Source organism: Mycobacterium zoologicum (assembly GCF_020181635.2).
Classification (GTDB): Bacteria; Actinomycetota; Actinomycetes; order Mycobacteriales; family Mycobacteriaceae; genus Mycobacterium; species Mycobacterium zoologicum.
Genome location: NZ_JAYJJS010000001.1, coordinates 144973 through 163761 on the forward strand (window position 1 = coordinate 144973; position 18789 = coordinate 163761).

General features: G+C 68.1%; 21 protein-coding genes. 4 read left to right on the forward strand and 17 right to left on the reverse strand.

Annotation, left to right across the window (positions count from 1 at the left end; translation table 11 throughout):
• Window positions 1–13: 13 nt before the first annotated feature.
• From K6T84_RS00700 to K6T84_RS00710, 3 genes are read right to left on the reverse strand one after another with little or no spacing between them, the layout of a single operon-like run.
• The gene (locus K6T84_RS00700; RefSeq protein ID WP_224864898.1) at window positions 14–1009 is read right to left on the reverse strand and encodes a VOC family protein; all 996 of its coding nucleotides are present in this window, start codon (window positions 1007–1009) and stop codon (window positions 14–16) included.
• Window positions 1006–1875 carry an alpha/beta fold hydrolase gene (locus K6T84_RS00705; protein WP_224864897.1) on the reverse strand — a complete coding sequence of 290 codons (870 nt, stop codon included), beginning with the start codon at window positions 1873–1875 and terminating at the stop codon, window positions 1006–1008. Before K6T84_RS00705 ends, K6T84_RS00700 begins: the two co-directional genes overlap by 4 nt.
• Window positions 1872–3395, reverse strand: a complete 1524-nt coding sequence (locus K6T84_RS00710) for a bifunctional 3-(3-hydroxy-phenyl)propionate/3-hydroxycinnamic acid hydroxylase (protein ID WP_225401644.1) — start codon at window positions 3393–3395, stop codon at window positions 1872–1874. The genes K6T84_RS00705 and K6T84_RS00710 overlap by 4 nt, the downstream gene beginning before the upstream one ends.
• 93 nt (window positions 3396–3488) lie before the next feature.
• On the opposite strand from K6T84_RS00710, the gene K6T84_RS00715 reads away from it, so the two are divergent.
• Entirely contained in the window at window positions 3489–4118 is a 630-nt protein-coding gene (locus K6T84_RS00715) for a TetR/AcrR family transcriptional regulator (RefSeq protein WP_225401643.1), read from the forward strand.
• Window position 4119: 1 nt separating this feature from the next.
• Here the strand turns inward: K6T84_RS00715 and K6T84_RS00720 are convergent, their stop codons facing one another.
• From K6T84_RS00720 to K6T84_RS00730, 3 genes are read right to left on the reverse strand one after another with little or no spacing between them, the layout of a single operon-like run.
• Window positions 4120–4683 carry a pyridoxamine 5'-phosphate oxidase family protein gene (locus K6T84_RS00720; RefSeq protein ID WP_224864894.1) on the reverse strand — a complete coding sequence of 188 codons (564 nt, stop codon included), beginning with the start codon at window positions 4681–4683 and terminating at the stop codon, window positions 4120–4122.
• Window positions 4680–5633: a fumarylacetoacetate hydrolase family protein gene (locus K6T84_RS00725; RefSeq protein WP_225401642.1), complete on the reverse strand. Its 954-nt coding sequence runs from the start codon at window positions 5631–5633 to the stop codon at window positions 4680–4682. The genes K6T84_RS00720 and K6T84_RS00725 overlap by 4 nt, the downstream gene beginning before the upstream one ends.
• The gene (locus K6T84_RS00730; protein WP_225401983.1) at window positions 5630–6757 is read right to left on the reverse strand and encodes a VOC family protein; all 1128 of its coding nucleotides are present in this window, start codon (window positions 6755–6757) and stop codon (window positions 5630–5632) included. Before K6T84_RS00730 ends, K6T84_RS00725 begins: the two co-directional genes overlap by 4 nt.
• Window positions 6758–6802: 45 nt before the next feature.
• On the opposite strand from K6T84_RS00730, the gene K6T84_RS00735 reads away from it, so the two are divergent.
• The gene (locus K6T84_RS00735; RefSeq protein ID WP_224864892.1) at window positions 6803–7405 is read left to right on the forward strand and encodes a TetR/AcrR family transcriptional regulator; all 603 of its coding nucleotides are present in this window, start codon (window positions 6803–6805) and stop codon (window positions 7403–7405) included.
• 54 nt (window positions 7406–7459) lie between these two features.
• On the opposite strand, the gene K6T84_RS00740 is transcribed toward K6T84_RS00735, so the two are convergent.
• Complete coding sequence (locus K6T84_RS00740) at window positions 7460–7684, reverse strand: hypothetical protein (RefSeq protein ID WP_225401982.1); 225 nt, start codon at window positions 7682–7684, stop codon at window positions 7460–7462.
• 20 nt (window positions 7685–7704) lie between these two features.
• Here K6T84_RS00740 and K6T84_RS00745 point away from each other — a divergent pair, with 20 nt between their 5' ends.
• On the forward strand, window positions 7705–8145 hold the full coding sequence (locus tag K6T84_RS00745; protein ID WP_225401641.1) for a DedA family protein: 441 nt from the start codon (window positions 7705–7707) through the stop codon (window positions 8143–8145).
• 4 nt (window positions 8146–8149) lie between these two features.
• On the opposite strand, the gene K6T84_RS00750 is transcribed toward K6T84_RS00745, so the two are convergent.
• The 3 genes from K6T84_RS00750 to K6T84_RS00760 are packed head-to-tail and all read right to left on the reverse strand — an operon-like array spanning window position 8150 to window position 11041.
• A complete protein-coding gene (locus K6T84_RS00750; protein WP_224864890.1) occupies window positions 8150–9148 on the reverse strand; it encodes an NAD(P)H-dependent flavin oxidoreductase in 999 nt (332 codons plus the stop codon).
• A 13-nt stretch (window positions 9149–9161) separates the two neighbouring features.
• On the reverse strand, window positions 9162–9914 hold the full coding sequence (locus tag K6T84_RS00755) for a 3-hydroxyacyl-CoA dehydrogenase (RefSeq protein ID WP_224864889.1): 753 nt from the start codon (window positions 9912–9914) through the stop codon (window positions 9162–9164).
• 41 nt (window positions 9915–9955) lie between these two features.
• Window positions 9956–11041: a CaiB/BaiF CoA transferase family protein gene (locus tag K6T84_RS00760; RefSeq protein ID WP_224864888.1), complete on the reverse strand. Its 1086-nt coding sequence runs from the start codon at window positions 11039–11041 to the stop codon at window positions 9956–9958.
• Between the two features lie 51 nt (window positions 11042–11092).
• Here K6T84_RS00760 and K6T84_RS00765 point away from each other — a divergent pair, with 51 nt between their 5' ends.
• On the forward strand, window positions 11093–11902 hold the full coding sequence (locus K6T84_RS00765) for an enoyl-CoA hydratase (RefSeq protein WP_225401640.1): 810 nt from the start codon (window positions 11093–11095) through the stop codon (window positions 11900–11902).
• Between the two features lie 173 nt (window positions 11903–12075).
• On the opposite strand, the gene K6T84_RS00770 is transcribed toward K6T84_RS00765, so the two are convergent.
• The 7 genes from K6T84_RS00770 to K6T84_RS00800 all read right to left on the reverse strand — a co-directional run bounded on the left by K6T84_RS00770 (window position 12076) and on the right by K6T84_RS00800 (window position 18783).
• Complete coding sequence (locus K6T84_RS00770; RefSeq protein ID WP_224864886.1) at window positions 12076–12795, reverse strand: CPBP family intramembrane glutamic endopeptidase; 720 nt, start codon at window positions 12793–12795, stop codon at window positions 12076–12078.
• 45 nt (window positions 12796–12840) lie between these two features.
• Window positions 12841–13359, reverse strand: coding sequence for a gamma carbonic anhydrase family protein (locus tag K6T84_RS00775; protein ID WP_224864885.1), 519 nt, complete (start codon window positions 13357–13359; stop codon window positions 12841–12843).
• Between the two features lie 5 nt (window positions 13360–13364).
• Complete coding sequence (locus tag K6T84_RS00780; RefSeq protein WP_224864884.1) at window positions 13365–14153, reverse strand: crotonase/enoyl-CoA hydratase family protein; 789 nt, start codon at window positions 14151–14153, stop codon at window positions 13365–13367.
• Window positions 14150–15295 (reverse strand): thiolase family protein, encoded by a 1146-nt coding sequence (locus tag K6T84_RS00785; RefSeq protein ID WP_225401639.1) that lies wholly within the window; start codon window positions 15293–15295, stop codon window positions 14150–14152. Before K6T84_RS00785 ends, K6T84_RS00780 begins: the two co-directional genes overlap by 4 nt.
• Before the next feature lie 85 nt (window positions 15296–15380).
• Window positions 15381–16643, reverse strand: coding sequence for a cytochrome P450 (locus tag K6T84_RS00790; protein WP_224864882.1), 1263 nt, complete (start codon window positions 16641–16643; stop codon window positions 15381–15383).
• Between the two features lie 20 nt (window positions 16644–16663).
• On the reverse strand, window positions 16664–17575 hold the full coding sequence (locus K6T84_RS00795; protein ID WP_225401638.1) for an SDR family NAD(P)-dependent oxidoreductase: 912 nt from the start codon (window positions 17573–17575) through the stop codon (window positions 16664–16666).
• On the reverse strand, window positions 17572–18783 hold the full coding sequence (locus K6T84_RS00800) for a cytochrome P450 (protein ID WP_224864880.1): 1212 nt from the start codon (window positions 18781–18783) through the stop codon (window positions 17572–17574). Before K6T84_RS00800 ends, K6T84_RS00795 begins: the two co-directional genes overlap by 4 nt.
• Window positions 18784–18789: the final 6 nt, after the last annotated feature.

Here is an 18789-nt window from a genome sequence, read left to right on the forward strand (position 1 = left end):
TTTGCCCCTGGATTCAGTCAGGGATGCCGGCGCCGGACAGCGCGGGCACGGTGTCTTCGCGGTGCCGCAGCGAGGCGGCCGCGGTCTTGAACTGGGTGAGCTTGTCGATGATGGTCTGCCCCGCCGGCGTGTGGCCCCAGGTGCTGATGCCCTGATAGGTCGCAGGCTCCCAGGTCTTTTCGTCGACGACAATCGGGTTCCAGCCGACTTCCCATTCGAAGCCCGACGGCGTCATCGCGTAGTAGGACAGCTCCCGGTCGTTGGTGTGCTGGCCGACCCCCAACGCCATCCTGAAGCCGAGGTCGGTGACCCGCTGGTAGGAGGCGGTCATGTCGTCGAGGTCGGCGACCTGGATGTTGAGGTGCTGGATGCGGGTGCGGATCGGGTTGATCGGCAACCGGTTCACCGAGGCGATCGCCACCGAGTGATGGCGCCGGTTCACGCGCAGGAACCGGATCTTGAGTTTGAGACCGTTGATCGTCTCGTCGATGAAGTCGCTCAGTCGAGCGTCGAAGACGGCGTTGTAGTAGCCGCGAACCTGGTGCGGCTTGGTGGTGGTGAGAGCGACGTGCCCGATCCCGTCCTCCCCGGTGACGAATCCGCCACGCACCGCCATGTCGGGCGGCGTGGCGCCGGTGCCGGCGCGGGTGAAGATCTCCTGGGTCAGATCGTTGGGTCCGGAGAACCGCGCCAGTCGTTCGACACCGCGCAGCGCCGCCTCCTCCCCGGTGCCCTCGGCGACGGGTACGCCGTGTCGGGTGACGCGGGAGACGACCTCGTCGAACAGCGCGTGGTCGTCGAGTTGCCACCCCAGCGCGGTGACGTCTTCGGCCGGACCACGCTGCAGCAGGAAACGGCACGGGTGCTCATCGAGCCGAAACCTCATCACGCCCGACTCGGTGTCGTCGACGTGCATGCCGATGGCGTCGCGCCCGAAGCGACGCCAGTCGGCGAACTTGTCGGTCTGTATGACGATGTAGCCGAGACTCACCGCGCCGAACACATTCATCGGTCGAAAACCGAGGACGCGCCGAGAAAGTCGGTGACGAGCCGGTTGAACAACTCGGCGCGCTCCCACTGCATCCAGTGGCCGGTGCGCGAGGTCATCACCAACTCGGCGTTGGGCAGGGTGTTGAGCAGCAGCGGGCCGCCGGCGGGCTTGTTGACCTTGTCGTCGCGGCCCCACAACACCAGAGTCGGGTTGTCGAGCGTGGCGAGCCGCTTGTCGCGGGTGAGGTCCATCCGCCACAGCGTGCGCAGCGCCATCGGGCCCGACGGACGGCGCAGCGGCGGATTGGCCACCACCTCCGGGGCGATCGACGCCGAATATCGCAGGTCGATCAGTTCGTCGGGAACCGAAGCGCCGTCGTAGACCAGGTAGGTACGGATGAAGGCTTCCAGCTTGTCGCGGCTGGGGCCGTCGCCGCCGTAGTAGGCCAGCAACGCATTGAGCCCGGCGGTGGGCAGGCCGCGGGTGGTCCCGATCCCGCCGGGCCCCATCAGCACCAGTTTGCCGACCCGGCCCGGAGTGTCCAGGGCCAGTCGCAGCGCGGCCGCGCCGCCGTAGGAGTTGCCCACCAGATGCGCGGTGGCGATGCCGAGTTCATCGAGCAGGCCACGGATCGCGTCGGCGAGAGAGCCGAACGGATCGCCCTGGTCGACGTACTTGGTCGAGCGACCGTAGCCCGGCATGTCGGGCACGATGACCCGAAAGTGTTGCGCCAGTGCGTCGATGTTGCGGGAGTAGTTGGACACTCCGGAAGCACCGGGACCCCCGCCGTGCAGCATGACCACTGCGGGCCCGGCACCGGCCTCGGCGACGAAGAGCGGTTTTCCGGCAACGATGACGGTCTGCTCGGTCAGCGTCGTGGTCATGCGGTGACTCCAATCTTCCACGTGAATCCAGCGGGCGGTGCCGGAAGTGATTGACCGGTTGCGGCTGCGGCATAGATGAATCCGTCCGGCCGCAGCACCACCGCGGACGCCTTCTTGCGGTGCAGCCAGCGCAGCAGGGAGGGTTCGTCGACTCGGACAGCGGGCACGCCCAGCTCGGTCCAGGCCTGCGCGCCGGCCGGTGCCGCCCCGGTGTGCAGCAGCGACCAGCGACCCCCGAGTAGGTCGTCGAGGCGAATCCTGGCTCCGTCGCCGTCCGTCACCCACGGTTGCGGGATCTGCCAGCCGACGGCCCGATGGTGGCGGCCGGCGAGGAAACCCTCGGCGTAGCGGGGATCTGGGACCCACATCCGCTTCTGCGCGGCGGCCTCCGCGCCGGGTACGCGGGCCAACGCTCGCATGGCGTGGTTGCGCAGCCGGGCGATGATCCGGTTGCGTTCGGTGATGATCCGCCCAACCATGCAGGCCCGCCGAGTGGTTTCGATGACGTGCGGTTTGCGTTCGGCCTGATAGGAGTCCAGCAGCGAGGCCGGTGCGAGGCCCTTGATCACCGCGGCCAGTTTCCAGCACAGGTTGGCCACATCACGCACGCCGGCAGACATCCCCTGCCCGATCCACGGCGGCATGGCGTGTGCGGCGTCGCCGGCCAGAAACACCCGCCCCACCCGCCAGCGGTCGGCGACCCGGACGTGGTGGCTGTAGATCACCGCCCGCAGGATCTCGACGTGTTCGCCGGTGATGCCCTGATTCCCCAGTACCTTCCAGATCGCGTCGTCGTGCAGCAACTCGCGCTCGTCCTCGTCCGCACGCGCCGGGTATTCCCAGCGGTGATGCCCCAGCGGCGTCGGGCAGTCGACGGTGGGACGCGAGGGATTGCAGTGAAACCGCAACCGGTCGTGGCCATCCCATTCCTTGAGCACCTTGGTGTCGATGACCACCCACCGCTGCGAGTAGGTGCGCCCGGTGTAGCCGATGCCCAACTGGCCGCGAGTCGGTGAGGATCCGCCGTCGGCAGCGATCACATAGGACGCGCGGACTCTCGTGAACGTGTCGGAGTGCAGGTCGGCCAGCATCAGCTCGACCTGGTCGTCGCCGGGCAACACCCGCAGGCACTCATGCTCCAGCAGGACGTCGACACCGGTGAAACGCTGTACGCCTTCACGCAGAACGTCATCCACGGCGGGCTGATACAGGAACTGCTGCGGTGGGTGCCCGGTCCCGCGGGAGGTGATCTTCAGGTCGATGAACGGCACCCCGCCGGCGTCGACGAAGTTCAGTGGCCGGTCGGCCAGCATGTCGCACTGCAGCCGATCCGCCAGACCAACCGACTGCCAGATCCGCATGACCTCCTCATCGGTGGAGATCGCCCGCGCTCGGCCGTAGACGTCCGCATCACGCTCCACCACAAGGACTTTGAGGCCAAGTTGACCCAACAGGTTCGCGGCGGTGGCACCGGTCGGTCCGTAGCCGATCACCGCGACGTCGTAGGTAGGTGTAGTCACTATCGCACTCGCATCCTCGGGGAGCTTGTTCTGTAGTGATCGCTACGGTAATGTAGTGATCACTACAGAGTCAAGACCCCGAGGAGAGCCGGAATGGCGAAAGAGGTCCGACCGAGACCGCGCAAGCGCGCCGACGGCGAGGTGTCGCGGACGAGAATCCTGGACGCCGCCACCGAGATCGCCGCCGAACGCGGCTACGAGGGCACCAGCATCACGCTGGTCAGCGCCAAGTGCGGGTTGCCGGCCAGCTCGATCTATTGGCATTTCAAGAACAAGGACGACCTGATCGCAGCGGTGATCGAACGCAGCTTCGCCGATTGGCGGCGCGCGTGGCAGCTCCCCGAGGACGGCGCCGCGCAGGAGCGCCTACAGGGTTTGGCGATGCAGATCGCCAAGGCCCTGCTGGACTCGCCGGACTTCATTCGCCTCGGGCTGATGTTGGCGCTGGAACGCCGTCCGGTCGAGGCGCGAGCCCGGGCGATGTTCATCCAAGTCCGTGCGCAGACGTACGCCGAGCTCATCAGTACCTTGGCCGAACTCGCCGCCGGGCTCACCGAGGCACAGATCCACCAGCTGGTCACCTACGCCATGGCCGGGGCCGACGGCCTGTTCATCGCCAAGGAGATCGGCGGTGACGCCGTGGATCTCATCGATCTGTTCGAGTTGCATGCCCGCGTTCTCTACGACACGGCGATGCGCTTGCTCCGCGAACAGGCCGAATGACTCATCGGGCTACCGGATCCGTCGCGTCCCAGGCGACCGATCCCGATTTCCAGTGCGTCAGTTCGGCCGCCTGCTCATTGGCGTACAGGTGACGCGGCGGCTGACCGAATGTCGCGTAGGGGCGGCAGCGGATGACCAGCCGGTCTTCGCGTGCCGCCATCTCGGCGACGAAGGGCCGGGCGTCCTCGGGGGCCTGCTGTCCGGACATCCGCCAGCCGACGGCCATCATCACGTCGACGGTGAGATCGGGGTCGCGGTCGATGACCGCGTCGGCGTAGACCTGCAGGAACGCGAAGGGCCAGCGCTCGTCGAGCACGCACAGGCTCACTTTTCCGTCCCGTGCCACGGCGTTCGCCTTGGCGCGCCCTGCCATGGTGGACACCAGGAGCTCGTCGCCGTCGGTGGGAACGTAGTACACGATCGACATCGCGGGCCCGTCATGGCGGCGACGGTAGCCGAACACGCACGTCCGGTGGGTTCGGACGAATTCGCGGCGCTCGGACGGGAGCATGTCGCGTTCGGTCGAGGGCGTGAACGGCTCGGCGGCCGCCGGTAACAGTCTCATGGGGTTCCTCCCGGTTGCGAGTAGCGCACGATGTTGCGTTGGGTACCGAGATCGATAGCCCCGTCGTCGGTGGCGATCACGGCCTCCACCACGTCACCGTCGCGCAGGTATTTGGTGTTGCCCGCTTGGCGTTTGAAGAACGCCTTCCACTTCAGGTCCGGCGGCAGCAACGAGCCGATGATCTCGATCGGCTTGGGCGGCGCGCTCAGTGCGGTGCCGGCCGGGGTGCCGGTCATGACCAGATCTCCGGCCGACAGATCCTGGAAGCGGGTCAACGACTGCAGGGCCTGCAGCGGCGGGTAGATCATGTCGCCGCCCACCAGCATGTCCTGGCGCACAGCGCCGTTCACCCGCAACCGCAGCCGCAGCTCGGCGAACCTGCGTAGTTCGTCGGCGTCGAGCAGCACCAGCGCCGGCCCGACCGGGGTGAAACTCGGGTAGGACTTGGCTTCGTAGAACTGCGTTTGCGGTAACTGGACGTCGCGGGCGGACACGTCGTTGGTCACCACGACACCGGCGATGACCTCCGACAGGTTCGCCTCGGTGATCGTGGTGCCGACCGGGACGTCGCGGCCGATAACCAGACCGATCTCGACCTCGTAGTCCAGGAATCGGACATGGCCGGGTTTGACGATGTCGCCGAACGGCCCGGTGATCGACGCCGAGGACTTTCGGAAGAACGTCAACGGGATGGTGGCGGGGTTCATGCCGGAATCCTTGACGTGCGAGGCGAAGTTGGTCATCTGGGCGATCACCCGGCACGGTCTGCTCACCGGGGACAGCAATGTCAGGGTGTCGACCGGCACCGGGTCGGACGCGTCGGCGGCGTCGATGGCGGCGCGATCCGCCAGCAGCTCTCCGGTGCTGGTGGCGTTGGTGTCGATCTTGGCCGCGCCGGTCGGTGTCCGCACCCACCATCCGTCGGCGGTGCGCAGGATTGCGGTGGTCATGATCTCGCTACTTTCAGCAGGCCGACAAGGCGATGGAGGTCGAAGTCGTTGTCGCCGCGAAGCCCGTTCACCAGCGCCATGGCTTCGGTTCGCAGCTGCCGTGGGCTGGTGCCGAGGAAGTCGGCGGTGGCCGGCGGCCCCCACTGCGCCAGGCCGGAGGCGGTGAACGGCGCCCAGCCGGGGGCGACGGTGTTGTCGAACATGTCGCCGTCGGTGAAGTGTTCGACCAGGAAACCGTCGGGGTCGCGCCAGTAGTCGAAGATCTGGCTGCCCTGGATGTGGCGGCCGATCCCCCAGGAGCGTTGATAGCCAACGTCTTTGAGGTACTCCCCGCCGGCGGCCAGCGCATCGAGGTCGCAGACTTGATAGGCCGAGTGCACGTAGCGGTTGACGGGCCCGAGCGCCATCGCCAGGGTGTGGTGATCGCTGGGGGTGGCGCCGCGGTCGCAGCGGATGAAGCTCATCGTCGGCCCGCGTTGGCGTTGGCCGGCGAAGTATTGGAAGTCGCTGACGATCATCCCCAGGGTGTCGAGGTACCAGTCCAGTGCGGCACGGTATTTGGCGGACTGCAAAACGACATGACCGAGCCGCTGCACCGAGGCGGGCACGCGCGGCGGGCGTTGGGTGGCGTTGGCCCGGTCGATGCCGTGGCCGACGTTGAGGACGTGTGGCGACTGGGCGGGCAGCGGCGCCAGCGGATGGGTGCCCGACACCACGCGCACCGGCAGGCCGCCGGGGTCGACGAGGTCGACTGCCGATCCGCCGATGCTCTCCGGGAGCGGGCGTACCCGCGAACCGGCCGCGTCGGCCAGCCGCAGCAGGTCGGCGTCCTCGGCCGCGGTGAAGGCCATGCCGGTGAACCGGGTGCCGCCGCGGCGGATGATCACGCACGGCGCGCCGGGATCGGTGCCGCGCAGCTGCAACTCGGTGTCGGTGCGCAGCGCGGTGGCGAAACCGAAGGCGTGCGCGAACAATTCGGCCCGGGCCAGGTCGGGCTTGGCGAATTCCAGCCACGCCAGGTCGGCGACCTTGATGGCCGGATTGCGCGAGCGACCGCAGTGCTCGCCATTGCGGGCACCCCGGTCACTGTGCAGGTCCCCGTGGGCGGTCGTCACGGTAGCTATTGAACACTATTGTTCAATTTAGATCAATAGTGTTTAATCAATACCGTGACGTCGACCGAGCAGCGGATCAACGCCGCCGCAGTACGCCTCTTCGTGGAGAAAGGGACCACCCAGGTCACCATCAGCGAGCTGGCCCAGCAGGCGCAGGTCGCCCGCGGCACCCTTTACCGCAATATCGGCTCGGTCGACACCCTGTTTCACCGCGTGGTGGCCGACCTCTCCGACGATCTACATCGACGGGTGTCGCACGCCTTCACCGGCATCGATGACCCAGCCGCCCGCTTGGCCACCGGCGTACGACTATGGATTCGCTACAGCCACGACGACCCCGCTATGGGCCGCTTCGCGGTGAAATTCGGCCTCAACCAGGAAACGCTGCGCTCGCTGATGACCGGGCCCGCCATGAATGACATCGACGCCGGAATCGCCGGCGGCCGATACGACCTCGGCGCCACCAGCATCGACAGCGTCGCCTCCCTCATCGTGGGCACCACTGTCAGCGCGATGTGGATGGTGCTGGAAGGACATCAGACCTGGCGCGAGGCCGGCTCGTCCGCGGCCGAACTCATTCTGCGCGCGATGGGAATCGAATCCGTTGAGGCCCAACAGATCTGCAGCACCGACCTGCCGGCGCTGCCGCCGCACTGAGCAGAACGATCAGTCCGCGCCGTAGCTCCAAGTGCGTAGCCGTGGAAGCGATCGTCACGACTCGTGCCGGCGCGGCGCGATGATCCGCGCGGCGGCTTCGACGGCCGCGGCGCGATGTGCGGCGACATCGGCGTCGTCGAGGACGTCTTGATGGGGCCAGTCCGCCCAGGCGGTGCCGATACCGAACAGCATCACCAACAGGTCCAGCGGCTTCCAATGCGCGTCGACGTGACCGGTGGCCTGCGCTGCCTCGATCGCGGCAAGCTCGCGGCCGGGAATATCGTGGCCGAGAGACTGTCGTGGCGCTGGTGATCGTCACGATCGCTGCGGCGGTGCTCGGCGACGCGCTGAGCTACGCAGCCGGCAGGCGGTTCGGCCTGAGATTGCTGCGAACACGCCTGGCCAGGCGCGCGAAGCGGATCACCCGTAAAGCCGCCGCTGCCCCACGTCGGGGCATGATGGGCGCGCTGTTCGTGCAACGCTGGATTCCCCCGACACGGGGTTTTGTGCCTGCACGACTGGGTGCCGCCCACAGGCCCTTCGCCGCATTCGTGGCCTGTTCCGCCGTGGCGAGCCTGGTGTGGGGACTCGTCATCGTCGCCGGCAGCTATGCCGGTGGCAGCGCGCTGCTGTTCGCGATGCCGGTGCTGGCGCTGCTGGTGCCGATCGTCGGCGTGACGCGACGCGTGGTCACCGCCCGGCGGGACCGGATTTCTCGCTCGGCAGCCGCGGCGGTGTGACCGGCTAAGCCACGTTCTCTTCGTCGTCGTCTTCGACCATGCCACCGAGCCGGCCGGTGATGATGTCCTCGGCTTCGCCGACGATCCGCGACACCAACTCCCCGCACGTGGGGATGTCGTTGATCAGGCCCATCGATGTGCCCACCGACCAGATCCCGGCCTCGACGTCGCCGTTCTCGAATACCTTGCGCCCGCGCACCCCGGCCACCAGCTCCTGCACGTCCGGGAACTGCCCGCCCTTGTCGAGGATGTCGACGACCTCACGCGAGACGGTGTTGGACGCCACCCGGGCGGTGTTGCGCAGCGGCCGGAAGATCAGCTCGGTGCCGCGCTCGTCGCCGGCGACGATGGCCTCCTTGACGTTCTGGTGAATGCACGACTCGACGGTGCACATGAACCGCGATCCCATGTTGATGCCGTCGGCACCCAGCGCCAGTGCCGCCACCAGGCCGCGGGCGTCGGCGAAACCGCCGGAGGCGATCATCGGGATCTCGATCTGGGCGGCCGCGGCCGGGATCAGCACCAGGCCCGGGATGTCGTCCTCGCCGGGGTGGCCGGCGCATTCGAAGCCGTCGATGCTGATGCCGTCCACGCCCAGGCTCTGGGCCTTGACCGCGTGCCGCACCGAGGTGCATTTGTGCAGCACCTTGATCCCGTTGTCGTGAAACATCGGCAGGTGCGGTGCCGGGTTGGATCCGGCGGTCTCGACGATCTTGATGCCGGCGTCGACGATCACCTGCCGGTATTCGTCATAAGGCGGCGGGTTGATCGCCGGCAGGATGGTCAGGTTCACCCCGAACGGCTTGTCGGTCAGGTCGCGGGTCTTGGCGATCTCGTTAGCCAAGTCGGCCGGGGTGGGCTGCGTCAACGCCGTGAGGAACCCCAGGGCCCCCGCATTGGCTACGGCCGCAACCAGTTCCGCGCGGCCGACCCACTGCATTCCGCCCTGGGCGATGGGGTGCTCGACCCCGAAGACCTCGGTGAACTTCGTTGTCAGGGACATGTGGACTCCTTGATTACCTGGGGGCCATCCGGATCGCGCCGTCGAGGCGGATCACCTCGCCGTTGAGCATGGGGTTTTCGACGATGTGCTGCGCCAGCGCGCCGTACTCGTCCGGGTCGCCGAGCCGGGCCGGGTGCGGCACCTGCGCGCCCAGTGACTTCTGCGCCTCCTCGGGCAGCGAACCCAGCAGCGGCGTCTTGAACAGGCCCGGTGCGATGGTGCAGACCCGGATCAACTCCCGGGACAGATCCCGGGCGATCGGCAGCGTCATGCCGACCACGCCGCCCTTGGACGCCGAGTAGGCGGCCTGGCCGATCTGGCCGTCGAACGCGGCCACCGACGCGGTGTTGATGATGACGCCACGCTCTTCGCCGACGGGGTCCGTCTTCGCGATCCGCTCGGCGGCCAGCCGCAGCACGTTGAAGGTGCCGATCAGGTTGACCTGCACGACCTTGGTGAACGCATCCAGCGGGAACGCGCCGTCCTTACTCAGCGTCTTGATCGCGTTGCCGATGCCGGCGCAGTTGACGTTGATCCGCAGCGGCCCCATCGACTCGGCGACATCCAATGCGGCGCTGACCGCGTCCGGGTCGGTGACGTTGGCCTCGACGAACCGCGCCCGGTCACCGAGCTCGGCGACCGCCTCGGCACCGCGCAGGTCGATCACCACCACCGAAGCACCCGCATCCAGCAGGCGCTTGGTGGTCGCCAAGCCCAATCCCGAAGCGCCGCCGGTGACCACCGCCACCGCGTCCTTGATCCGCACCGCGTACCCCTCTCGTCGACCAACCACCTGGTTGGTCGGGACTATACCCAGTCCGCCAGGATCGCCTCGTTGTCGGCCCCCAATACCGACGGCGGAGTCGGAACGTCGGGAACACTGCGGGAGAACCGCGGCGCCGGCATGGGCTGCAGAGATCCGTCGACGTCGTAGAAGGTGTCGCGTTCGGCGACGTGCGAATCGGTCTGCACCTCGTTGAACGCCAGCACCGGCGCCACGCAGGCATCCGAGGTGGCGAACACCGTCGCCCAGTGGTCGCGGTCGTGGGCGGCGAACGCCTTGGTGAACACCTCGCGCAACTCCGGCCAGCGGCTCTTGTCGTTCTGGGCGGGTACCTCGGCCGGGTCCAGGCCCAGCTTGGCCAGCAGTTCGGCGAAGAACTGCGGCTCGATCGAGCCGACCGAGACGTAGCGGCCGTCGGAACACTCGTAGGTGTCGTAGTAGGGCGCGCCGGTGTCGAGCATGTTCACCCCGCGCTCGTCACTCCACAGGCCCTGGGCGCGGAAACTCCACATCATCGCCCCGAGCATGCTGGCGCCGTCGACCATGGCGGCGTCGATCACCTGCCCCTTGCCGGAGGTCTGCCGCTCCCACAGCGCCGACAGGATGCCGACCAGCAGGAACATCGATCCACCCCCGAAGTCGCCGGCCAGGTTCAGCGGCGGCACCGGGCGCTCGCCCTTGCGGCCGATCGCGTGCAGGGTGCCGTTGAGCGAGATGTAGTTGATGTCGTGGCCGGCCTGCAGCGCACGCGGCCCGGTCTGGCCCCAGCCGGTCATGCGGCCGTAGACCAGCCTGTCGTTGACCTTCGCGCAGTCCTCCGGGCCCAGCCCGAGCCGCTCGGTGACACCCGGCCGGAAGCCCTCGATGAGCACATCGGCCTTGGCGACGAGCTTGAGTACCAGGTCGCGGCCCTCCGGCGACTTCAGGTCGGCGGTCACCGAACGCCGGTTGCGCAGCATGGTGTCCGCCGGTGCTCCGCCACCGAATTTCGGCGGACGGTCGACGCGCACGACTTCCGCGCCCAGGTCGCCGAGGATCATCGCCGCGTGCGGCCCCGGACCGATCCCGGCCAACTCGATGACCCGCAACCCCGCCAGTGGACCCGCCATGTGTGCCTCCTCGTCGTAACCGGATGTGATCTGCATCCTAAGGTGAGGGCTATGACCGCAATCGACTCCGGCATCGACACCCTGGCTCCGGTGGACGGCTTGTCCGTCTCCCTGGCCGACGGCGTGCTCTCGGTGACCATCGACCGCCCCGACAGTCTGAACTCGGTGACCACCGGCGTGCTCGCTGGAATCGCCGACGCCATGGAGGGCGCCGCCCTCGATCCCAGGGTGCGCGCGGTGCGCCTCGGCGGCGCCGGGCGCGGATTCAGCTCCGGTGCCGGGATCAGCGCCGAGGACGCCGGCGACGGGGTGCCGACGGAGATCATCGTCGAGGCCAATCGTGCGATCCGGGCGATCGTGGCGCTGCCACGTCCGGTGGTGGCCGTGGTGCAGGGCCCGGCCGCCGGTGTCGGGGTGTCGCTGGCGCTGGCGTGCGACCTGGTGCTGGCCTCGGACAAGGCGTTTTTCATGTTGGCGTTCACCAAGATCGGGCTGATGCCCGATGGCGGCGCCTCGGCATTGGTGGCCGCGGCGATCGGCCGGGCCCGCGCCATGCGGATGGCGCTGCTGGCCGAGCGACTGCCCGCCGCCGACGCGCTGGAAGCCGGGCTGATCAGCGCCGTCTACCCGGCCGAGGAGTTCGAGGCCGAGGTGGACAAGGTGCTGGCCGGCTTGCTGGCCGGGCCGGCGGTCGCCTTCGCCAAGACCAAGCACGCGATCAACTCCGCGACGCTGGCCGAGTTGGACTCGGCACTGGACCGCGAGTTCGTCGGGCAGTCGATTCTGTTGAGCTCCCACGACTTTCGGGAGGGCACCCGCGCGTTTCAGGACAAGCGCGCCCCGAAATTCACCGACTCCTGACCCCTCCCCCTTCTGCCCCTTCTGCTTCTCCCCCTTCTGCTTCTCCCCCTTCTGCGCGAGCGTGCACAAATGTCCGGCAAAACGCCTGGACAGGGCGGACGTTTGTGCACGTTCACGGCAGAGGCGAAGGCAGCGATTACCTGCCGAAGACACGGCATAGGCGAAGGCAGTGATTACCTGCCGAAGACCGCGGGCAGCGCGAGCACCATCACCAGCCCCCACACCAGGTGCGTCAGCACCGGCGCCAACACCCCGCCGGTGGCCCGGCGCTCGACCGCGCAGACCGTGCCCAGCACCAGCGCGGCGACACCGATCATCAGGTTGCCGGCCGCCATCATCGCCGCGACGTAGAGCAGTGTCGACAACACCAGCGGGTAGCGGCGGCCGAACGCACTGAACAGCGCACCGCGGAAGAACATCTCCTCAGCGACCGCATTGACGATCGCGATCAGCACCACCAGCCGCCACGACACCTGACCGGTGTAGTCCAGGATGGCGGTCACGTCGGCGGCCAGTGACGGGATCTGCTGCACCGCCAGCCCGCCCAGCAGGAACACTGCGCCCAACGCCAGGCCGACGCCGGTTCCGGTGAACACCGGCCGTTCGTTGCGCCCCCGGAAACGCACCGCACCCAGGTGCAGTGGCCCGGCCACCGCCGCCCCCACCGACCAGATCGCGGCCAGTGCCAGCGAGAGCCAGTAGAACGCGGCGTCACCAGGGTTCTTGGTGTGCATGAATGCCAGCACCGCCGCACCGAGCACCACCACCACCGCGACGACGATGCGCCGACGCCGCACCACGGCCCGCGGCTCGTGGTAGGGCGCGGAGACCTTGGTGAAGATGTCGGTGAACTCGCGAAGCAGGCCGGGGCGGGCCGGACTGATCTGGGTCATGACCTAAAACGTAGCGGCCCAAGCCCAGTCGGTGGCCCGAATGCGTCAGTTCGCCCGATGGACTTCGGTCAGCACGCGATACCCCTCGGCGTTGAACCGGTTGTTGGCGACTTCGGCCTCGCTGAGCTCGCGCCGCACCTTGCCCGGCACCCCCGCCACCAGCGACCGGGGCGGCACCACCATGCCCTGCGGGATCACCGCGCCGGCAGCGACCAGGGACCCTTCGCCCACCACGGCTCCGTTGAGGACGATCGCACCCATGCCGATCAGGCAGTCGTCGCCGACGGTGCAGCCGTGCAGCACCGCGTTGTGCCCCACACTGACCCGGGCCCCGACCCGGGCCGGAAAGTCCTTGTCCACGTGGACCGTCACACCGTCTTGAATGTTGGAGCCGGCACCGATCTCGATCGGTTCCACCTCGGCACGCAGCGTCGCCGAGTACCAGACGCTGGCCCCGGCGGCCAGGCTGACCTGGCCGATCAGGGTGGCGTTCGGCGCCACCCAGGCCTCGGCGTGCACCTGCGGCGTGTGGCCGGCAATCGCGATGATCAGCGGTTGGGGCACCCGGCTCACCGCGCCTTCCACACCGGTGCCCGCTTCTCGGCGAACGCCCGCGGGCCTTCCCTGGAGTCCTCGGAGCGGAGCAGCGTGGCGAACTCCCGGCCGCTGCGGGCCCAGTCCGCCACCTCGCCGGTGATGACGCCGTCGTCGACGCCGTAGGCGATGCGCTTGCTGGCGCGCACCGACAGCGGCGCGTTGCCGGTGATGCTGGCCGCCAGCTCCAGCGCGGCATCCAGCACGGAGCCGTCCGGGACCACCCGGTTGACCAGTCCCCAGCGGGCGGCGTCATCGGCCGAGATCGGGTCCCCGGTGTAGAGCAGTTCCAGGGCGACCTTGCGCGGCAGCTGGTCGACGATGCGGAACACCCCGCCGGCCCCGGCGATCAGGCCGCGCTTGACCTCCGGGAGACCGAACTGGGCCCGCTGCTCGGCGACCACGAGGTCGCTGGCCAAGGCGATCTCGGTACCGCCGCCGAGCGCAGTGCCGTTGACCGCGGCGATGGTCGGCTTGTCGATGAAGTGCTGCACGTAGCCGGCGAACCCCCACTCCGGATGGTCGGGGTGGTAGATGTTCTCGCGGTTGGCAACGGCCTTGAGATCGGCTCCGGCGCAGAACGATTTGTCCCCGGACCCGGTGATCACCACCGCGCGCACGTCGTCGTCGTTCTGGGCCTGCGCGAGTGCGTCGCCGATGCCGGTACTGACCGCGCCGTTGACGGCGTTGCGCGCCTCAGGCCGGTTGATCGTGATCAGCGCGACGTTGCCGCGGCGTTCCACCAGGACGACGGCCTGGCTCACAGCAGTTCCAGGATGGTGGCGTTGGCCTGGCCGCCACCCTCGCACATGGTCTGCAGGCCGTAGCGAATCCCGTTGGCGCGCATGTGATACAGCATGGTGGTCATGATGCGGGCGCCGGAACCGCCCAGCGGGTGGCCCAGCGCGATCGCCCCGCCGTTGGGGTTGAGTTTCTTCGGGTCGGCACCGATGTCGGCCAGCCAGGCCATCGGCACCGGGGCGAAGGCCTCGTTGACCTCGAACACCCCGATGTCGTCGACGCTGAGGCCGGAGCGCTGCAATGCCTTCTGCGTGGCCGGGATCGGTGCGGACAGCATCATCACCGGGTCGGCGCCGGCCAGCGTCGCGGTGTGCACCCGAGCCAGCGGCGTACAGCCCAGCTCCCGCGCCTTGGCCGCCGACATGAACAGCAGCGCCGCCGAGCCGTCGGAGATCTGGCTGGAGTTACCGGCATGAATCACGCCGTCTTCTTTGAAAGCGGGCTTGAGCTGGCCCATCTTCTCCAGCGTGGTGCCGCGCCGAATACCCTCGTCGGCCGCCACGGTGTTGCCTTCGGCATCCTTGATTCCGACGATCTCGTCGTCGAACGCTCCGGAATCCTGTGCGGCAGCCGCCTTCTCGTGCGACGCCAGGGCGAACTCATCCAGCGCGGTGCGGCTCAAGCCCCACTTGTCGGCCATCATCTCCGCACCGGTGCCCTGGTTGGGGGTCTGGCTGTAACGCGCCCGGAACGCCTCCGGGTAGGGGTGCCCGCCGTTGGCCAGCGACGCGCCCATCGGGGTGCGTGACATCGACTCGACGCCCCCGGCGACGACGACGTCGTAGTGCCCGGCGACCACACCGGCGGCGGCGAAGTGCACCGACTGCTGGCTGGATCCGCATTGGCGATCCACCGTCACGCCGGGCACGCTCTCCGGCCAGCCCGCGGTCAGCAAGGCGGTGCGCCCGATGTCCAGCGCCTGCTCGCCGGCCTGCATGACGCAACCCCAGATCACGTCGTCGACCAGGGCGGGGTCCACCCCGGCCCGCGTCACCAGCCCGTTGAGCACCTGCGCGGACAGTTCCGCCGGGTGCACCCCGGACAGTCCGCCGTTGCGCTTGCCGATCGGCGAACGTACCGCTTCTACGATGACGGCCTCAGCCATGGTGTTCTCCTTAGTCAACGAGGAATCTTGACTCGATTGTTGACCAGGCCGCACCGGGTGTCGACGGGCGGGGGCAGGTACCGGGTCAGCCGACCGGCGTGAACTCCAGGTGCAGATCCTGCAGCCCCCGCATGATGAAGGTCGGCTCGTAGTTGTACCGGCGGGCCTCGGGTGGACCGTGCCTCTCCTCGCAGATCCTGATGTCGGCCATCCGGTCCAGGATGCGGTTCAGTGAGATGCGTCCTTCGGCACGCGCCAGCGGGGAGCCCGGGCACGAGTGCACGCCGCGACCGAACGCCACATGCTCGCGCACGTTGGCCCGATCGACCCGGAATTTCTCGGGTTCGTCGAACTTGCGGGGGTCGCGGTTGCTGGCGCCGGGCAGCAGCATCACCGTGGTGCCGGCCGGAACGGTGACGCCGCCGACCGTCGTGGTGGTCCGCGCCATCCGGAAGTGCGACTTGACCGGGCTTTCGGTGCGCAGCGTCTCCTCCAGGAACACCGGGATGTGGCTGCGGTCGCTGCGCAGCAACGCCTGGATGTCGGGCTGTTCGGCGATCACCCGCAGCCCGGCGGAGAGCAACTTGACCGTGGTCTCCTGGCCGGCGGCGAACAGGAACGTGGCGACCCGCACCACGTCGATGACCTCCGGTGTCGAGCCGTCCTCGTATTTGGCCTGGGCCAGTTCGGTCAGCACGTCGCCGCGCGGTTGCTTGCGCCGGTCTTCGACGTAGGCGGAGAACATGTCGTCCAGCCACTGCAGCGGGTTGTGGGAGACCGGGTCGTCGTCCAGCGATCCCACCTGCTCGCCGGCCATCACCCGCCGGAATTCGCGGTGATCGTCTTCGGGCACCCCGAGCAGGTCGGCGATCACCAGCATCGAGAACGGTTTGGCGTAGTCCTCGATGAATTCGGTGCTGCCGCGGGCGACGAACTTGTCCAGCTGCTCGTCGGCCAGCCGCCACATGAAGTCCTCGTTCTCCTTGAGCCGCTTGGGAGTCAGCAGCCGGCTCAACAGGCCCCGCGTGCGGGTGTGCTCGGGCGGGTCCTGGGTGACGATGTGCTCACTCATCGGGATCTGGTCGCGGTGGGCCTCGATCAGCTCGCTGACATCGTCACCGGTGGGTTCGAACGTCAGGCCGGAGAACGGGCCCGCGACCGAGACACACGCGGAGAACGCCGGATCCTTGTACACCGCAAGGGCTTCGGCGTGCCCGGTGACGGCCAGCACCCCCTGGTGCGGTTCGTGCACGATCGGGCACTTGGCCCGCAGGTGGTCGAAGTACGGGTACGGGTCGGGGATCAGCGACTGGTCGGTGAAGAAGTCGACGGAATCGTAGTCATTCATAGCGAGGCCTCCTGCTCTGGTCACTGCACCATCTCGGTGACGGCGGTCACCTGGGCGTCCGAAATGTTCATGATCGCCGGGAGGTTCTCGGCGATGTCCTCTGCTGTCAGAGGCGTTCTGGTGATTCCCGCGGTACGCACCACGGCGATGCGTGCGATATTGCCCATGCCGACCTGCAGGACTTCGCCGTTGAGCGGGCAGTCCTGATGTGCCAGGAAAGCCGCTGCGGGCGCGCACAATTCCGGCGGCATGCTGGCGTTGATGGTGTCCATGACGTCTGCGGGGATGGACAATTGAGCGGCCACGGAGTCCGAGTGCGACGCCGACATCCGGGTGTTGGCGCGCGGCGAGATGGCGTTCACCCGGATGCCGTGCCCGATTCCCTCGGTCGCCAGATTGCGGGTCAGGCCGAACACCGCCCCCTTGGCGGCGCCGTAGCTGGTCAGCTCGGAGATGCCGCCCAGCATGGCTTCCGAGACGGTGTTGACGATCCGGCCGTAGCCCGCCGCGACGAAATGCGGCCACGCGGCACGGCAGACGGCCACGGTGCCCAGATAGTGCACGTCGAGCATGCGGCGGAACTGCTCGATCGACAGCGCGTCGAACAGACCGGGGTCGTGGATGCCGGCGTTGTTGACCACCACATCGATCCCCCCGAAGGCCTCGATGGCGGTGTCGATGATCGCTTGTGCGCCTTGGGGTTCACTGACCGAGGCGTAGCATGCCACCGCCTGCCCTCCGCCGTCGGCGATCTCGCGCACCACGTCCTCGGCCGGTGCCGGAGAGCAGCCGTCGCCGTCGATGCCGACCCCGTAGTCGGCCACGACCACCCGGGCGCCCTTGTCCGCCAACAGCATCGCGTGACTGCGACCCACCCCGCGCCCAGCCCCGGTGACGACGGCAACGCGCCCGTCGAACCGTAGCCCGGTCATGGCGCATCGAACAGCACGGGCAGCGACGTCGGTGACCGGAACACCTGCCCGCGGATGTGCGGATCGCCTCCGTCGGGGTCCAGCCGAAGGTTCGGCAGCCGGTCGAACATCGCACCGAGCGCGTCGCGCATCTCCATCCGGGCCAGGTGACTACCGAGGCAGACGTGGGCGCCGTGGCCCCAGGACGCGTGAACCTTGGACTCGCGGAAGATGTCGAACGCGTTCGGGCTGGGGTAGCGGTCGTCCTGGCGGTTGGCGGCCCCCAGCATCGGCATCACCGCGGAGCCGGCGGGAATGGCCACCCCGCCCAACTCGGTGTCGCAAGTGGCCACCCGGGTGATGGTCAGCAGCGGTGCGTCCCAGCGCACCCCCTCTTCGATGGCCTGCGGCAGCAGTGCCCGGTCGGTGCGCACCGCGTCGAGCTGATCGGTGTGGGTGAGCAGCGCGAACAGCAGGTTTCCCAGCGACCGGTAGGTGGTCTCGATGCCCGCCGGCAACAGCAGCCGCAGAAACGAGAAGATCTCCTCGTCGGACAGCTTCTCGCCGTCGATCTCGGCGTCGGCCAGCCGGCTGATCAGATCCTGACGCGGCTCGACCCGGCGGGCGGCCAGGATCGGGGCGAAGTAGTCGCGCAACGCCTCCGACGCGGCGCGCCCGCGCTCGGGGTTGATGGTGAAGGACAGCAGCGAGATCGACCAGCGCTGGAATTGCTCGTAATCCTGTTCGGGCAGGCCCAGTATCCGGGAGATGATCCGGGTCGGGTACTCGAAGTTGAACTCCTTGACCAGGTCGGCATGGCCCCGGTCGGCGAACCGGTCGATCAGCAGATTGGCCACCGGTATCACCAGCTCGTGTTCCCAGCCCGCGACCGCCCGCGGCGAGAACGCCTTGGACACCAGCGCGCGCTGCCGGCCGTGCACCGGCTCGTCCATGCCCAGCATCACGGTCCTGCCGAGCACATCGCCGAAGGTGTCGATCACGATCGACGACGAGAATGTCTCGTTGTCGCGCAACATCGCGATCACGTCCTCATGCCGGTACACCATGAACACCGGCTTGGACTCCTCGTGCGGCATCCCTGACATGTCGATGCGCTGCACCGGATCCTCGCGGCGCAACCGTGCCAGTTCGGTGTAGGGGTCTCGGACGTCGCCGGAGACCACGTCGTCGAAGGCGCCGAAATCCTCCAGGTCGTCGAACAATTGCATGACATC

Bases quoted from the DNA above. Each gene is read 5' to 3' on its own strand.
- K6T84_RS00700 (WP_224864898.1), bottom strand. From the start codon at position 1,009: ATGAATGTGTTCGGCGCGGTGAGTCTCGGCTACATCGTCATACAGACC.
- K6T84_RS00705 (WP_224864897.1), bottom strand. From the start codon at position 1,875: ATGACCACGACGCTGACCGAGCAGACCGTCATCGTTGCCGGAAAACCG.
- K6T84_RS00715 (WP_225401643.1), top strand. From the start codon at position 3,489: ATGGCGAAAGAGGTCCGACCGAGACCGCGCAAGCGCGCCGACGGCGAG.
- K6T84_RS00720 (WP_224864894.1), bottom strand. From the start codon at position 4,683: ATGAGACTGTTACCGGCGGCCGCCGAGCCGTTCACGCCCTCGACCGAA.
- K6T84_RS00725 (WP_225401642.1), bottom strand. From the start codon at position 5,633: ATGACCACCGCAATCCTGCGCACCGCCGACGGATGGTGGGTGCGGACA.
- K6T84_RS00750 (WP_224864890.1), bottom strand. From the start codon at position 9,148: ATGTCCCTGACAACGAAGTTCACCGAGGTCTTCGGGGTCGAGCACCCC.
- K6T84_RS00760 (WP_224864888.1), bottom strand. From the start codon at position 11,041: ATGGCGGGTCCACTGGCGGGGTTGCGGGTCATCGAGTTGGCCGGGATC.
- K6T84_RS00765 (WP_225401640.1), top strand. From the start codon at position 11,093: ATGACCGCAATCGACTCCGGCATCGACACCCTGGCTCCGGTGGACGGC.
- K6T84_RS00770 (WP_224864886.1), bottom strand. From the start codon at position 12,795: ATGACCCAGATCAGTCCGGCCCGCCCCGGCCTGCTTCGCGAGTTCACC.
- K6T84_RS00785 (WP_225401639.1), bottom strand. From the start codon at position 15,295: ATGGCTGAGGCCGTCATCGTAGAAGCGGTACGTTCGCCGATCGGCAAG.
- K6T84_RS00790 (WP_224864882.1), bottom strand. From the start codon at position 16,643: ATGAATGACTACGATTCCGTCGACTTCTTCACCGACCAGTCGCTGATC.
- K6T84_RS00795 (WP_225401638.1), bottom strand. From the start codon at position 17,575: ATGACCGGGCTACGGTTCGACGGGCGCGTTGCCGTCGTCACCGGGGCT.
- K6T84_RS00800 (WP_224864880.1), bottom strand. From the start codon at position 18,783: ATGCAATTGTTCGACGACCTGGAGGATTTCGGCGCCTTCGACGACGTG.